Origin of the sequence: Thioclava sp. 'Guangxiensis' (genome assembly GCF_045348365.1) — a bacterium.
Lineage (GTDB): Bacteria > Pseudomonadota > Alphaproteobacteria > Rhodobacterales > Rhodobacteraceae > Thioclava > Thioclava kandeliae.
Genome location: NZ_CP155822.1, coordinates 1661364 through 1677527 on the forward strand (window position 1 = coordinate 1661364; position 16164 = coordinate 1677527).

A 16164-nucleotide genomic window follows, 5' to 3' on the forward strand; every position below is an offset into this window, starting at 1 on the left:
GGCCCCGCCGCAAAGGTGGGGCCTTCCGCTTTCCGGAGATCTCCATGAAACCGATGCGCGCCTCTCTCAAGGTCACTCTGGGCCAGCTGTCCGTCGCGGGTGTGAAGCCCGAAAATCAGGACCGTGCCGGCGCCATGCTGAGCGATCTGGCGGGCCACGGGATCGGCCTCGTGCTGGCCGATGGGATCTCGACCTCCACTCTGGGGGCGGAGGCGGCGGAGTTCGCCGTGACCTCTTTTCTCAACGATTATTACGCCACGCCTTCGTCATGGCCGGTGGAGACCGCCGCGCGTGGTGTCATCTCGGCGATCAATGCAGCCCTCTGGGGGCAGAACGCGGCCCTTGCCGATATCGAGCGCGGCCATGTTACAACATTCGCGGCACTGGTGGTGAAAGACCGCATCGCGCATTGCCTGCATCTGGGCGATAGCCGGATCTCGCGTGTGGAAAACGGGCGCCTGATGCCGCTCACGCGTGACCACAAGACGGGGCGTTCGCTTGATCGGGCCTTGGGGATCGGTGCCAGAGCGGAGGCGGGATATGTTGCATTGCCGGTGGCGGAGGGGGAGCTGTTGGTGCTGACCACCGACGGCGTGCACGAGCATCTGTCGCCCGAGGCGCAGGACGTCGCGCTTGCGCTCCAAGATCCCCAAGAGATTGCGCAGATGCTGGTCGATCAGGCGCTTGTGGCAGGCAGCACCGACAATCTGACAGTTCAGGTCCTGCGCGTTGATAGCCTGCCCGAGGCCGATACGCCCCTGCCGCAGGATCTGGTTCTGCCATCCTTGCCGCGGGCGGGGGAGATGCTCGAGGGCTACCGGATCATCCGGCAGGTGCAATCCACTGCGCGCAGCCATATCTATCTGGCCGAAACGCCGGAGGGCGCACGGGTCGCACTGAAGATCCCGAGCGCCGAGATGGCCGAGGACGCGACCTTCCGCACCGGTTTTCTGGCCGAGGAATGGGCCGCGCGCAGGGTGCGCTCGGACCATGTGCTGCGCGTGCCGGAGCCGCGTCCGCGCCAGCATCTGTTCACCGTCTCCGAATGGGTCGAGGGGCAGAGCCTCCGGCAATGGATGACAGACAATCCACATCCCGAACTGGCACAGGTGCGCGCGCTTTTACGCCAGATCGTGCAGGGTGTGCGGGCGCTACACCGGCGCAACATGATCCATCAGGACCTACGTCCCGAGAATATCATGATCGATACCGAGGGCACCGTGAAGGTCATCGATCTCGGCTCCGTCGCGGTGACGGGGGTCGAGCGCACGGCCGCTGGCGGCTTGGGGCCTCAGGCGGGCACCTATCAATATACCGCGCCCGAATATCTCTCGGGCGATCAGGTCAGCTGGCGGTCGGATCAATATGCGATCGGGGTGATCGCTTATGAAATGCTGACGGGCCGTCTGCCTTATGGCGCACAAGTGGCCCGCATCCGCTCGCGCAAGGATCAGGCGGCGTTACGCTATGCCTCGGCCCGCGATGACGAGAGCGGTGTGCCAGCATGGGTGGATCAGGCATTGGCCCGCGCGCTCCACCCCGATCCGAGCCGCCGCTACGACGCGCTGACCGAGTTCCTCGTGGATATGGAGCGCCCGAATCCGGCATGGCGGTCCGGAGCGCATCGACCACTGATGGAACGCAATCCGGTTCTGTTCTGGCAGGGGGTCAGTGCCGTTCTGGCGCTTCTCTGCCTTTATCTTGCCGTCCGATGACGGCCAATCAGGGAGAGTGAGATGAAAGATCTGATGACCGAGAGCCTGACCAAGGAAGACGCGACCGCGCTGATCTTGCAGGCCAAGAAGCGCAAGGGTTTGACCTGGGAAGGCATCGCCGAGGCGATCTCCATGTCACCCGTCTGGACCCATTCGGCGGCGATGGGCATGAATGCTTTCCCCGAGCCCAAGGCGCGTGAGCTGATGGCGCTTCTGGACCTGCCAGCCGAGGCCATTGATGCGCTGACCGAAAGCCCCACCAAGATCTGGGATCAGGCCGTTCCGACCGACCCCTGCATCTACCGGCTCTATGAAATCGTGGGCGTCTATGGCCCGACGGTGAAGGCGCTTATCCACGAGAAATTCGGCGATGGCATTATGTCGGCCATCGACTTCGATATGAAGATCGACAGGGTTCCGAGCGAGAAAGGCGACCGTGTAAGGATCGAGATGTCGGGCAAATACCTGCAATATAACTGCTGGTGAGCCACCTGCCGGACCCATCCGGCCAGATTTCCCGAGAGTTTACCTCTGACTGGGCCCGGAGCAAGCTCCGGGCATTTTTCTGTCTCTGGCTCAGGGTCTGGCTTCAAGGTTCGGGGTCGAAGACCTGCCCGTCGAAGAAATGGTCGGGCGACAGAATTACGCGGCCCCTCTCGGAGGGGACGGCGGTGGGTTGCGAGATCGCGCCTTCGAGCTTTTCCGATGCGCCGGGCAGATCCGCCCCCAGATCGCGCAGGTGGCGGCGATAGATATCGGTGCGGAAACAGGCCTTGCCGGTCCTGATGGCCTCCGCCTCGTCCAGCCCCAGACGGCGTGCGATCCGCATCGCGATCCAGCCCGCCTGCGAGCGCCACGGGAAGCCCACGGCCCCCTCCTGGAATGTCAGGAAATGCGGATCCTGCCGGATCTCGCCCCCGCCCGAGATGAAGAAGCTGCCATTGAGCCCGCGTTCGATCAGGTTGACGGGCAGATCCAGATAATCGGGGCGCGCCATAATCTCGGCGGCGGTAGCGCGTTTGCGCGGACGGTCGAGCCATGTGCCCGCCCGCCAGAGCGCGCGCAACAGCTTGCCCGACAGCTCGGGGTTGTCGTCGGCCCAGCCCCCGCGCACGGCCAGCACCTTTTCGATGGCCGATCGCCGGATGGCGCTAGTGGGCAGCAGAAGCGTTCCGACGCCATTCTCCACCGACAGCGAGCCCCATGGCTCGCCCACGCAGAACGCGTCGATCTCGCCTGCGGCCAGCGCATCGGCCATCAATGGCGGCGGCACGGTATTGACCGCGAGCATCGCAGGATCGCTCAGCCCGCAGCTCTCGAGCCAGTAATAGAGAAGCTCGGCATGCATAGAGAAGGGGAAGGGCACACCCACGCGCAAAGGCTTACCGAGTGCCAGAAGGGTCTCGCCCGCCATGCGCGCATCGCGGAAATCGAAACCATGGCCGCCCGCCCGCATCTGTTCGGCGATAACATTGCTCACGCCGATCACATTGCCGCCGGTATTCATCGCGGCAATCGCCTCGATCCGGCCTTCGGGCCCACTGAGCCCCAGCGCCTTGGCCACCGGCACCGGTGACAGAAGGTGGGCGGTGTCGATCAGCCCCAGCATCAGATAGTCGCGCATCACCGACCAAGAGGGCAGTTTTACGAGATCCAGATCGAGCCCTTCCTCCGCGGCAAACCCCATCTCGCGGGCGACGATCAGCGGTGCGGCATCGGTCAGCGGCAAGAATCCCGCCTTAATGGTCTGTATCATGCCAGAAGCCCCGCCGTCGTCACCAGCGCCTCGGCCACTTCGGAGACCTTGCGCCCGCGATCCATCGCCGTTTTGCGCAGGAGGGCATAGGCCTCGTCCTCCGAGATGCCGCGCGCCTTCATCAGGATACCCTTGGCGCGGTCGATCAGCTTGCGCTCCTCGAGCGCGCGCTTGGTGGTCTCCAGTTCGGTCCGCATGCGATTGAACATATTGAACCGCGTGATCGCCGCATCGAGCACGGGGCGCACGCGATGCGCTTGTAGCCCGTCGACCACATAGGCCGAAACGCCCGCCTCGATGGCGGCGCGCGTCAGGCTATCGTCGGATTTGTCGACAAATATCGCAACGGGGCGCTCCAGCGGGCCGGAGGTCGCTGCGAGATCCTCGAGAATATCGCGCGAGGGGCTCGAGAGGTTGATCAGCACCACATCGGGATTGCGCTCCGCAATATGGCGCGCAAGCCCCGCGGATTCGGAGATGACCGCGATTTTCACGGACGTGTCCTGCGAGAGAAGATCGACGATCTGCATCGCGCGATCGCGGTCGGATTCGACCAGAAGAATGGAGAGCTCGGCTTTCATGAAGGCAATCTGTGCCAGTTTCGGCATAGGCGCAAGAACTGCGTGGAAAAACTGCGGGCGGGTTCGGAAACCCGCCGGTATTACTGGTGAAATAAGAGGCGTTTCAGGCTCTTAGCTTGGGGATTTCGGCTTTTGCGAGCAGCCCTGCCAGCTCGGAGCGGCACGACCCGCAATTGGTGCCGGCCTGCAGCGCGGCCCCGATCGCCTCGACGCTCATCAGATTTTGCGAGGTGATCGCCTCGAGGATCGTGTTCATGCCGACATTGAAGCAGGCACAGATGATCGGACCCGGATCGGGACGGTCTTCGGGAGCGCGGCCCGAGAGTGCCTGAGGGGCGGATTGGCCGGGCAGGGTGGTCAGATAATCGCGCATGACCGCCACCGGCTCGCGCGAGACAAAGAGCGCCGCTTGCAGCACGCCATTCTGATGGAAGGCCATACGGATCATGCCACGCGCCTCGTCGCGCAGGATCTGGACCGGACCCTCGGGCAGCCCGAACAGCGCGCGCGCCCATGCTTCCCAATCGGCGGGGCGGCGCGATCCGGCGAGTTCGGCGCGATAACCTGCCTGTGTGGGCGCATAGGCCTGATAGTCGCACTCTGCGCGCATCGGTTTCTGCGAGATCGCGAAACCATACCAGTCCGCCTCGAACCGATCGGCCCGGACCACGGCGGCCTTGCTTTCGGGTTGGCCCGAGACGGGGTCGGTGACCGAGGCCACCAGCGCATCCACACGGGCCGAGGGCGCGGTCTCGCCCGTCCAGTGGATCGGCGCAAAGACATCGCCCTTGCGGGTGGCCTCGGTGATCAGCGCACGGAAGATGCCCTGACCGGTGGGTGAGGTCAGCCGCACCAGATCAGCCGGTTTGATGCCCTTGGCCGCGGCGTCCTCGGGATGGATCTCCACAAAGGGTTCGCCCAGATGCGCCGAGAGCCGCGCGGTCTTGCCGGTGCGTGTCATCGTATGCCACTGGTCGCGGATACGGCCCGTATTGAGCCGCAGTGGATAGCGTTTCTCGGTTTTCGCAGCCGGTGCGCGATAGGTCACGGCCAAAGCACGGGCGCGGCCATCGGGGGTGAAGAACGTGCCATCGGCAAAGAAGCGGCCGCCCTGACGGGTGGCACTCACCGGCCAGCGGGTGGGTTCGAGCGCGTCGTAATCGCTTTGGGAAAGGCTCTCGAAGCCGGAGATATCGAAATCGCGGCCAAAGCGGGCGGCCACATGCGAGAGCGCGGCATATTCGCGGAAGATTTCGGCTGGGTGCTCGTAATCGAAAGCGCGGGGCCAACCCATTCGCCGGCCCACTTCGGCGATCTGACGCCAGTCCTCGCGGGCCTCGCCGGGGATCGGCAGGGCAGGGCGCTGGCGCGAGATCGTGCGGTCCGAATTGGTGACGGTGCCGTTCTTTTCGCCCCAGCCGGCGGCGGGCAGAAGCACATGTGCCAGACGCGCGGTATCGGTGGCACGGGTCACATCGGACACGACCACAAAGTCACAGCCTTTCAGCGCCTCGGCCACGCGGTCGGCATCGGGCATCGAGACCACCGGATTGGTATGGATGATCCAGACCGCCTTAATCTTGCCCTCGCCGATCGCGCGGAACATATCCACGGCCTTCAGACCTGCCGCGACCGGCATTTCGGGCGCATCCCAGAAGCTGCGCACCGCCGCGCGATGGTCGGCATTCTCCAGATCCAGATGGCAGGCGAGCATATTGGCAAGCCCGCCCACCTCGCGCCCGCCCATCGCATTGGGTTGGCCCGTGACGGAGAACGGGCCACAACCCGGCAGGCCGATACGGCCCGTGGCCAGATGGCAGTTGAGGATCGCATTCACTTTATCGGCGCCCGCCGAGGACTGGTTCACGCCCTGGCTGAAGATGGTGACCACCTTCTGCGTGCCGATCCACAGATCATGGAAACGCGCGATTTCCTCGGGCGAAAGGCCGGTGACGGCGGGGTCGTCCATCTCGGCATTGCCCACCGCCTCGTCGAGCCCGGCGATATGGGGCTCGAATTTGGGGTCGACCGCACCGCGCCGGGCGATCTCGGCGAGAAGCGAGTTGAAGAGCGCCACATCGGTGCCGGGCTTGAGCGCCAGATGCAGTTCGGCCTGATCGCAGCTCGCGGTGCGGCGCGGGTCGATCACGATGATCTTCATCTCGGGGCGCGCGGCTTTGGCGGCCATGATGCGCTGGTAGAGGACCGGATGGCACCAGGCGAGGTTCGAGCCCGTCAGCACGATCAGATCGGCCTCTTCCAAGTCGTCATAGGTGCCGGGCACGGTATCGGTGCCGAAGGCGCGTTTATGACCCGCCACGGTTGAGGCCATGCAGAGCCTTGAATTCGTGTCGATATTGGCGGTGCCGATAAAGCCCTTGGCGAGTTTGTTCACAAGGTAATAATCCTCGGTCAGGAGCTGCCCCGAGACATAGAAGGCCACCGAATCCGGCCCATGTGCGGCGATGGTCTCCTTGAAACGGGTCGCCACCAGATCCAGCGCCTGATCCCAGTCGGCGGGGCGGCCATGGATCTCGGGCGCGAGCAAGCGGCCCTCGAGCCCGACCGTCTCGGCAAGCGCCGAGCCTTTGGAGCACAGCCGCCCCTTATTGGCCGGATGGTCGGGATCGCCCTTCACCTCGAGGCCGAGGGCCGTATTGCGCAACAGCACGCCGCAGCCCACGCCGCAATAGGCGCAGGTCGAGCGGGTCCAAGGGGTGTCATTCAGGGACAGATGGGTGTCTTTCATGACCTTGATCCTTCTTAAGGAGGGGCTTAACCGGCGAGCGAGCACCGGCTTGGCTGGGCTGTGGCATTGGCCGAAACCGGCCCGAAGATCAGCGCTTCGCGCAGATCCGATATATCGGCCCCGTCACGGATCAGTCCGTAATAGAAACCGCCATGTTCGGTATCGCCATATATCACCGCGCCGACGAGTTTCTCGCCCGCGATGACGAGGCGCTTGTAGATCCCGTCTTCCGGCGCGCTGAGCAGGATTTCCTCGCGGTCCGGCCCATCGGCAAAACAGCCCGCCGAGAAGAGATCGCACCCGGTGACCTTCAGCTTGGTCGAGGTCTCTTTCGGGATGTAGCGTGTATCGCCGCCCATCAGATTGGCGGCCAGAACCTCGGCCTGATCGTAAAGAGGCGCGACCAGCCCGAATAGCGCACCATTCAGCTCGATACATTCGCCAAGCGCGAAAATGCTCGGATCCGAGCTGCGCAGATGGTCATCCACGGTGATCCCGCGGCCGACCGCGAGCCCTGCGGCCTGCGCCAGCGCCGTAGCGGGGCGGATGCCCACCGCCATCACCAGCAGATCACAGGGCAGGAGGGTGCCATCCTTGAGACGCAGCCCCGCCACGCGGCCATCGGGGCCTGCCACGATCTCTTCCGAGGCCGTATTGCAGCGGATCTTTAGACCCCGCGCCTCCAGCGTGCGGGCCAGCATTGCCCCCGCTGCCGGGTCGAGCTGGCGCTCCATCAGATGGCCTGCAATATGGATCACGGTCACATCCATACCCCGCGCGGCCATTCCGGCCGCAGCTTCCAGCCCCAGCACTCCGCCACCGATGACAATGGCGCGGGTGCCTTTTTTCTGGCCGATCATGACTTGCGTATCGTCCCAGTCACGCCACGAGATGACGCCGGGGAGATCATGGCCGGGCATGGGGATCACGAAGGGGTTGGACCCCGTCGCGATCACCAGCCTGTCATAGGGCACTGGGCCGTGCTCGCCCATGACAGTCTTCGACGTGCGGTCGATCGAGGTGACACGCTCGCCGAAGCGGGGGGTGATCCCGTGGCGCGCATACCACTCGGCATCATGGGTCACGATCTCTTCGTAGGTTTTCTCGCCCGCCAGAACGGGGGAGAGCATCAGCCGGTTGTAATTGCCGCGGTCTTCCGCGTTGAACAGGGTAATCTCGAAGGCGTCAGGGGCGGTGTTCACCAGATGCTCCAGCATCCGCCCCGAGGCCATTCCCGCACCGATAACGACCAGACGCGTTTTCATCGGCCCTTACTCCGCCGCGATCTTTGCGGGGCGCTTGGGCTTTGCGCCATGCTCGTATTCCTCGAGGAAATCGAGCACTTCCTGACGGTAGTGATAGTAGTCGCGGTGATCGAGCAGCGCCTTGCGGGTGCGCGGGCGCGGCAGTTTCACATCGGTGATCTTGCCGATGGTCGCCTGCGGGCCATTGGTCATCATCACCACGCGGTCGGCCAGCAGGATCGCCTCGTCCACATCATGGGTGACGCAGATCGCAGTGACCTTGGTGCGCGACCAGACCTCCATCAGCACCTCCTGCAGCTCCCAGCGGGTGAGGCTGTCGAGCATACCGAAGGGCTCATCGAGCAGCAGCAGCTTGGGCGAGAGGGCGAAGGCGCGCGCAATCCCCACACGCTGCTTCATGCCGTTCGACATATCGGAGGCGGATTTGTCCATCGCATCGGCGAGGCCCACGCGCTCGAGATAATATTCCACCACATCCTGACGCTCGGCGCGGCTGGCATTGGGATAGACCTTGTCCACACCGATCGCCACGTTCTCCTTGGCGGTCAGCCAGGGGAAGAGGTTGGGCGACTGGAATACCACTGCACGCTCGGGGTCGGCGCCCTCGACATGGATACCGTCGAGCTTGATCGCGCCCTTCGAGATGCCGTTGAGCCCCGCGCACATCGTCAGCACGGTGGATTTGCCGCAGCCCGAATGGCCGATGAGGCTGATGAACTCGCCCTTCTGCACATCGAGATTGAAATCCTCGACCACGGTCAGCGGGCCTTTCGGTGTGGGGTAGATTTTGTGGAGCTGCGAGAATTGCAGGTATTTCTCGTCATTCAGGCTGCGGCCTGCCTCTTCATAGGCTTTGGGCAGCGCGTGAATCGGGGTGACATTGGGCAGGCTGCGGGTGCCGGCAGCCGCCGCCTCGATCCCCGCATCCATCAGATATTTGGTGACGCGCGCGCGCAGGGCATGGAAGCCTTCGTCATGGTTCATCTCGGTCCGGTCACGCGGACGCGGGATCTCGACGCGGAACTCCTCGCCCAAAGTGCCATCGGGATTGAGCGCGATGATCCGGTCGGCCAGCAGGATTGCCTCGTCCACATCATTGGTGATCAGCACGCAGGTCTTCTTGTCGGCATCCCAGATCTGTTCGATCTCGTCGGCCAGATTGGCGCGGGTCAGCGCATCAAGCGCCGAGAGCGGCTCGTCAAGAAGCAGCACCTCGGGGTTCATGGCGAGCGCACGGGCCACGTTCACCCGCTGGCGCATGCCCCCCGACAGCTCGGCAGGGCGGCGGGTTTTGGCATGCGAGAGCCCCACCATCTTGATGAAATGGTCGACCTTGGCCTTTTTCTGGTCCTGCGTCAGGTTCGGGAAGACAGCATCCACCGCAAGGCGCACATTGCCATCCACCGTCAGCCAGGGCATCAGCGAGTAGTTCTGGAAGATCACGCCACGCTCGGGGCCAGGGCCGGTGATTTTCTGGCCGCGGAAGGTGACCTGACCGCGGGTGGGCGTATCAAGCCCCGCCATCAGATTGATCAGGGTGGTCTTGCCGGTGCCGGAGAAGCCGAGGAGCACGAGGAACTCGCCCTCTTCGACACTCAGGTTGATATTGCGCAGGACATGGGTGGCGTTGGTGCCGTCGCCATGGCTTTTCGAGACGTTCTGGAAGTCAATGATACCCATGGCGCTCACCGGTTGTTCGAGAAGGTGAAGAGCGACTGCAGAGCGAACATCACGCGATCAAGCAGGAAGCCGATGATGCCGATGGTGAGAACTGCGACGATGATCCGGGCCAGCGATTGCGAGGAGCCGTTCTGGAACTCGTCCCAGACGAATTTGCCAAGACCGGGGTTCTGCGCCAGCATCTCGGCGGCGATCAGCACCATCCAGCCCACACCCAGGGACAGACGCAGACCGGTGAAGATCAGCGGCAGGGCGGAGGGCAGAACCAGCTTGGTGATCTTGGTATAGGTGTTCATTTTCAGAACCTTGGAGACCGAGATCAGGTCCTTGTCGATGGAGGCCACACCGAGGGCCGTGTTGATCAGTGTGGGCCAGAGCGAGCAGAGCGTCACGGTGATGGCCGACACGAGGAAGGATTTGGCAAACAGCCCGTCATTGGTGGCATAGAGCGCCGAGACGACCATGGTCACAATCGGCAGCCATGCCAGCGGCGAGACCGGCTTGAAGATCTGCACCAGCGGGTTGATGGCCGCATTGGCATAGGGCGAGAGGCCGGCGAAGATGCCCAGCGGAATGGCGATGGCCGAGCCGATCAGGAAGCCGAAGAACACGGTTTTGATCGAGGTCCAGATCTGGTCGTAATAGGAGGGCGCGCCGGTATAGGGGATGTCCCTGACCTGATCGGCCTTGCCGGCCGCAATCAGTTTCTCGTTGCGGGCCTCGACGCGCGCGTAATGGCTGTCGCGTTTCTCGGCCTTGGCGATGGCGTCGTCATTCAGCGCCACAGCCTCGCCCCAGACGGCCACAGGGCCGGGGATCGCACCGAGCGAGGTCTGCACTTTGGGCGCCAGCGTGCCCCAAGCCACGAGGAAGGCCACGATGGCCAGAACCGGCACGCCCAGAAGCTTCCAGATCTCGCGCCCCTGGGTGCGGGGGTTGTCGCCTGCCATGATTTTCAGGATCGGGGTGATCCAGGCCAGACCCAGCACCTTGAACCAGCCATCGGCGCGGTTGATGCGGGTGAACATGCGGGCGCGGCGTTCTTCGCGGGCCTTGGTATCGGTCGTTTCAAGCGATTGCGGGTCGATGGCGGTCATGATCGGATCCTTTGGGGCGATATGGCGTCTGGATGCCGGAGGAATGGGGGGAATGTCCGGCGGGCTGGCCGCCGGACGGTGCGCTTAGCCTTTGACTTCGGCGCCTTCGACGGTCTGTGCGTCTTTCAGGCCGATGGGCAGGCTGTCGATATAGGCGTTGGGCTGTTTGCCGTCATAGCCGATGCCGTCGATGACATCCGCAGCAGGGGTCGGCGCCTTGTAGCCGTCGCTATCCCAGGGGAAGTCGGCCTCGCTGGCTTTGCCTTCCTCGACCAGCATACGGGCGGCTTTCAGGTAGATCTCGGGCTTGTAGACCGATTTCGCGACCTCGTCATACCAGGTGTCGGGATGGGCTTCGGGGATCTGGCCCCAGCGGCGCATCTGCGTCAGATACCATACCGCGTCCGAATAGAAGGGATAGGTCGCGTTGTGGCGGAAGAAGGTGTTGAAATCGGGGACGTCGCGCTTGTCGCCCTTCTCATACTCGAAGGTGCCGGTCATCGAGTTGGCGATGACCTCTGCATCGGCGCCGACATATTCGGGGCGCGAGAGGATTTCCACGGCCTCGGGACGGTTGGCGTTGTCGTTCTCGTCGAGCCAGATCGCGGCGCGGATCAGCGCCTTGGTGATGGCGATCGTCGTGTTGGGGTTCTGGTCGATGAACTCGGCGGTCAGGCCGAAGACCTTCTCGGGGTTGTTCTTCCAGATCTCGTAATCGGTAACGACCGGCACGCCGATGCCCTTAAACACGGCCTGCTGGTTCCACGGCTCGCCCACGCAATAGCCCGAGATGGTGCCTGCCTCGAGGGTCGCGGGCATTTGCGGCGGCGGGGTAACGGACAGGAAGACATCCGCGTCGATCTGGCCCTTCACGTCTTCGGGCGAGTAATAGCCCGGGTTCAGGCCACCAGCCGCCAGCCAGTAGCGCAGCTCGTAGTTATGGGTCGAGACGGGGAAGACCATGCCCATGTTGAAGGGCTTGCCTGCGGCTTTGTATTTTTCAACCACCGGCTTGAGCGCCTCGGCGGAGATCGGGTGCTTGATCTTGCCATCCGCGTCTTTCGGCAGATTGGCCTTCATCTCGTTCCAGACCTCGTTCGAGACGGTGATGCCGTTGCCGTTGAGATCCATCGAGAAGGGGGTGACGATATGGGCTTTGGTGCCATAGCCGATGGTCGCGGCGATCGGCTGGCCCGCCAGCATATGCGCCCCGTCGAGCGTGCCGGAGATCACGCCATCTAGCAGCACTTTCCAGTTGGCCTGCGCCTCAAGGGTGACAAAGAGGCCCTCATCATCGAAATAGCCCTTTTCATAGGCCACGGCGAGCGGTGCCATATCGGTCAGCTTGATGAAGCCGAAGGTCAGCTGGTCTTTTTCGAGATCCAGCATTTCTGCAAAAGTCGGGCTTGCAAGAAGGGTGCTGGCGGCGAGGCCGAGGAGAATTTTCTTCATGTCACTTCCTTTGCGGGCTGCCATGCAGCAAAGCCGAAAAATAAAAAAAGCCGCCGATGACCAGGCCATGTTTCGGGCCAGTATCATCGAGCGGCTTTGCTCATAGTCCCAGTCAGCGGGACGAAATTCTGTGTCGCGGCGCCATTGCCGGGCGACACGTTCTTTGTGACAGATTCGCGGGCTGCGCGGGGAGGAAATCTTAGCAGCTAGGAACGAATTTTCTAAAAAATCGCCATACAGATCAGATTTTCATGCAGATCGACACCAATCGTTCAAAAAAATGGCGCTTTGCAAATGGCGTGCGGAGAAAAATCCTGTCGAATTTGATGGGCCTGCTTCCTTTTCGGACGGTGCCACGACATAGCTCGGTTGCTGTTTCGACGAATGGATAGGGTAAAATGCGGTTCTCGATCGTTCTGGCAATGTGTGTGATTCCGTTTGTGGGGGCCGCGCAGGAGGCCTCCCTGCCAGTGCCTTCGGCTGCGGCAAAAACCTTCCTCGACCGGCTGGAGGTCTTCGGCGGGCACAAGGGGGAGGTCTATGCCGCCTGCTGCAAGACGTGTCATGCTGGTAAGGCCTGCGGGAATAGCTGTATCAGCCGTTCCAAACAGTGCCATAAAGGAGCGGGCTGCGCCTGCGACGGCTGATCAGGGCGCCAGCGCCGCAAAGAACCGCACCAGATCCTCGCGCAGATCGGCAGGGTCCTCCATGCCGATCGACAGCCGCAGATAGAGCCGTGGGTCGGGAGGAGTGCGCCCGTCGACGCTCATCGGTGCGATCAGGCTGCGCGTGCCGCCCCAAGAGGCGCCGATCGCGAAAACCTCCAGCGTATCGAGTGCACGGGGAAGGTGAGCTGCCTGCTCCGCGGTCAGCACCACCGAGAACAGCCCTGATCCGGCGCGGAAATCGCGCGCCCAGAGGGCGTGGTCGGGATGCGAGGGGAGGGCAGGGCAGAGCACCGGATAATCATGGCTGCTTTCGATCTCGCGCGCCAGTTCGGTTGCCACACGGCCCGCATGTGCGAGCCGCACCGCCATCGTCTCCAGCCCGCGCAGCACCAGCGAGACCGCATCGGGCGCGGTATGATAGCCCAGCATTCGCATCACATCGCGCAGGGCCTGATATTGGGCACGTTCGCGTACCGCCACCGACCCCATCAGCAGGTCGGAATGCCCGCCCGCATATTTGGTCAGCGCCTGCATCGAGAAATCCACCCCATGCGCCAGCGGTTTGAAGAGCAGGGGCGTGGCCCATGTATTGTCGATGCCGGTCTGGATGCCCTTCGCGCGGGCCACCGCTGTGATCGCGGGAATGTCTTCCAGTTCCATCGTCGTCGAGCCGGGGCTCTCCATCCAGATCAACCTTGTCTCGGGGCGGATATGGGCGGCGATCCCCGCACCGATGCGTGGCGGATAGCTGGACCATGTCACCCCGCGCGGCGCCAGAAAATTACGGCACAGGCCCGCCACGGGGGGATAGGCGGCCTCGGCGATAAGCACATGATCGCCCGGTTGCAGGCAGGCCAGAAACACCACGGCAATCGCCGCCTGTCCCGAGGGCAGGATCGCGCAATACGCGGCCCCCTCCAGCGCAGCCAGCTGCGCCTGCAGGATGCGCTGGGTGGGGGTGCCGTGCAACCCGTAGGAATAGCCATCCAGATCGCGCTTTGTGCGGTTGGTATAGTCCTGCGCGGTCTCGAAGACGATGGTCGATGCGCGCTGTGTGGCAGGGCTGAGCGAGGCATAGCCGCTGTCATCAATCGCGGGATGGTGGACGGTGCGGGTTGCGTCGCGCATAGGGGCCTCATTGGTTAGACCCCACACCAAGCCCTGACGCCGGACAATCGTCAAGCCTCTCCATGTCGGCCCCGCCCGAGACTGAGGAGGAAGAAGGCGGGGCCGCTTTCCGGGAGGAAAGGTCTTAGCGTTCGGGCATGCCCTTGATACGGCCCAGACGTTTCTGGGCGGCAATGCGGAACGGAGCATTCGGGCCCCCGAAGCCGCGATAGCCGGTGGCGCGCTGGACGAGTTCGAAGAACACCCCGCCGGCCATCTGCTTGGAGAAGATCTGGAAGAACTCGCCCCGTTCGTCGCGGTCATAGAGGATATTGGCGGCCTTCATACGCTCCAGCAGCTCGGGCTGGAAATCGAAACGGGCCGCAAGATCGGCATAGTAGTTGGGCGACATAGGCAGCGCCTCGAAACCGCGCGCGGCCAGATCGTCGGCGAGCGCGAAGAGGTCTTCGGTCTCGAAGGCGATGTGCTGGACCGAAGCACCAAAGCTGCGGGCAAGGAACTCGCCTGCCAGCGTGCGCTGGGTCTCGGCGCCGTTCAACGTGAGCCGCAGCGCGCCATCGGAGGCCTCGACAATCTGGCTGCGCACCAGCCCGTCGGGGTCGATCACATCCACCATCGGCGATTTCTGCATGTCGAAGAGCGTCGAGTAGAACAGCGTCCAGCTGAGCATCTCGTCATAGGACATGGTCTGGGCGAGGTGGTCGATGCGGGTCACGCCGAGGGCCGCGGGCTTTGCCCCTGCGATCGGCTCGAACTCGACATCCCAGACGCGGTCATGGCCTTCCTCGTCGCCGATGAAATGCACGACGGAACCACCGAGGCCGCGGATTGCGGGCAAAAGGATCTCGCCCGGAGCGATAGGCTGCTCGAATGTATGCGCGCCGAGTGCGGTGGCGCGGGCCACTGCATCGGCGGCAGAGCCGACCTTCAGCCCGATATCACAGACACAGGTGCCATTGGCGACCCACGCCTTGCCGGCATGCCCCTCGGTCTCGGCATTGATGACGATGCGCACATCTCCCAGCTGCCACAGATCGAGCGCCTTGTTGCGATGCTTGGCCATGCGGGTGAAACCAAGGGTGCCCAGCAGTTTGGCCAGATCATCGCGCGCCTCGCCTTGGGCGGCAAATTCGACAAAGGCGAAGCCCTTGGTGGGCACACGCGGCGGCATCGGCACAGGCTCGAGCGCAGGCGCCAGCGCCACATCGGGTTCGGCGCGGCGGACATCATCCATTAGCGCCACCAGCGAGCGGTAGCCATCGCGGGCGATGGTGCGGGGATTGCCGCCACGGAACTGGTCGTTGAAGATCTCGAGGCTGACAGCCCCCGAATAGCCGGTGGCTGCGACCGCGCGCATGAAGCGTTCGACCTCCAGATCGCCTTCGCCCGGCATATTGCGGAAATGGCGCGACCAATACAGCAGGTCCATATCGATTTTCGGCGCATCCGCCAGCTGTACGAAGAAGATCTTGTCGCCGGGGATGGAGCGGATGCTCTCGGGGTCGATGCCGCGGCCCAGCGTGTGGAAGCTGTCGAGGATCAGGCCGATATTGTCATGGTTCGCGCGGCGCACGATTTCCCATGCGTCACGGTGGTCGTTCACATGACGGCCCCATGCCAGCGCCTCATAGCCCACGCGCACGCCCATATCCTTCGCGATCACGCCCAGCTCGGCAAAATCATCGGCGGCGCGGTCGATGCCGCCCAGACTGCGCGGATGGCAGGACGAGCAGAAGAGCACCAGATCGGTGCCCAGCTCGCGCATCAGTTCGAATTTGCGTTTGGCGCGGTCGAAGGCCTTGGAGCGTTCGGGCTCGGGCAGACATTCGAAATCGCGGAAGGGTTGGAACAGCGTGATCTCGAGACCTTTGTCGCGGATCATCCGGCCCACTTCTTTCGGACCACCGTCAAATGCGAGAAAATCCTGTTCGAAGATCTCGATGCCGGAATAGCCCGCTTCGGCGATGGCCGACAGCTTTTCGGTGAGAGAGCCGGAGATCGAAACGGTCGCAATCGAGGTCTTCATGAATAACTCCAGAGGAATTTGAGGCGTAGAGGGGCGAAAAGGAGGGC

12 protein-coding genes are annotated in these 16164 nt (G+C 63.3%); 3 read left to right on the forward strand and 9 right to left on the reverse strand.

What is annotated here, in order from left to right; translation table 11 throughout:
* Window positions 1–44: 44 nt before the first annotated feature.
* Together ABEB22_RS08185 and cynS are read left to right on the forward strand one after the other, a co-directional pair.
* The gene (locus ABEB22_RS08185; protein WP_406870039.1) at window positions 45–1715 is read left to right on the forward strand and encodes a protein kinase domain-containing protein; all 1671 of its coding nucleotides are present in this window, start codon (window positions 45–47) and stop codon (window positions 1713–1715) included.
* 21 nt (window positions 1716–1736) lie between these two features.
* On the forward strand, window positions 1737–2201 hold the full coding sequence (gene cynS / locus ABEB22_RS08190; protein WP_339113367.1) for a cyanase: 465 nt from the start codon (window positions 1737–1739) through the stop codon (window positions 2199–2201).
* A 103-nt stretch (window positions 2202–2304) separates the two neighbouring features.
* On the opposite strand, the gene ABEB22_RS08195 is transcribed toward cynS, so the two are convergent.
* The 7 genes from ABEB22_RS08195 to ABEB22_RS08225 form a co-directional block, all read right to left on the reverse strand.
* Window positions 2305–3471: an ABC transporter substrate-binding protein gene (locus ABEB22_RS08195; protein ID WP_406870040.1), complete on the reverse strand. Its 1167-nt coding sequence runs from the start codon at window positions 3469–3471 to the stop codon at window positions 2305–2307.
* Entirely contained in the window at window positions 3468–4052 is a 585-nt protein-coding gene (locus ABEB22_RS08200; RefSeq protein ID WP_339114424.1) for an ANTAR domain-containing protein, read from the reverse strand. The genes ABEB22_RS08195 and ABEB22_RS08200 overlap by 4 nt, the downstream gene beginning before the upstream one ends.
* A gap of 103 nt (window positions 4053–4155) precedes the next feature.
* Entirely contained in the window at window positions 4156–6801 is a 2646-nt protein-coding gene (locus ABEB22_RS08205; RefSeq protein WP_350935148.1) for a molybdopterin-dependent oxidoreductase, read from the reverse strand.
* Between the two features lie 26 nt (window positions 6802–6827).
* Window positions 6828–8066: an FAD-dependent oxidoreductase gene (locus ABEB22_RS08210; protein ID WP_350935150.1), complete on the reverse strand. Its 1239-nt coding sequence runs from the start codon at window positions 8064–8066 to the stop codon at window positions 6828–6830.
* 6 nt (window positions 8067–8072) lie between these two features.
* A complete protein-coding gene (locus ABEB22_RS08215; protein ID WP_339113363.1) occupies window positions 8073–9746 on the reverse strand; it encodes an ABC transporter ATP-binding protein in 1674 nt (557 codons plus the stop codon).
* Window positions 9747–9751: 5 nt separating this feature from the next.
* Window positions 9752–10843: an ABC transporter permease gene (locus ABEB22_RS08220; protein ID WP_339113362.1), complete on the reverse strand. Its 1092-nt coding sequence runs from the start codon at window positions 10841–10843 to the stop codon at window positions 9752–9754.
* Between the two features lie 84 nt (window positions 10844–10927).
* Window positions 10928–12295: a CmpA/NrtA family ABC transporter substrate-binding protein gene (locus ABEB22_RS08225; protein WP_339113361.1), complete on the reverse strand. Its 1368-nt coding sequence runs from the start codon at window positions 12293–12295 to the stop codon at window positions 10928–10930.
* A gap of 398 nt (window positions 12296–12693) precedes the next feature.
* Here ABEB22_RS08225 and ABEB22_RS08230 point away from each other — a divergent pair, with 398 nt between their 5' ends.
* Complete coding sequence (locus ABEB22_RS08230) at window positions 12694–12942, forward strand: hypothetical protein (RefSeq protein WP_339113360.1); 249 nt, start codon at window positions 12694–12696, stop codon at window positions 12940–12942.
* Here ABEB22_RS08230 and ABEB22_RS08235 read toward each other — a convergent pair whose 3' ends face one another.
* Together ABEB22_RS08235 and ABEB22_RS08240 are read right to left on the reverse strand one after the other, a co-directional pair.
* On the reverse strand, window positions 12943–14091 hold the full coding sequence (locus ABEB22_RS08235; protein ID WP_406870041.1) for a trans-sulfuration enzyme family protein: 1149 nt from the start codon (window positions 14089–14091) through the stop codon (window positions 12943–12945).
* Between the two features lie 124 nt (window positions 14092–14215).
* A complete protein-coding gene (locus tag ABEB22_RS08240) occupies window positions 14216–16117 on the reverse strand; it encodes a TIM barrel protein (RefSeq protein ID WP_350935157.1) in 1902 nt (633 codons plus the stop codon).
* Window positions 16118–16164: the final 47 nt, after the last annotated feature.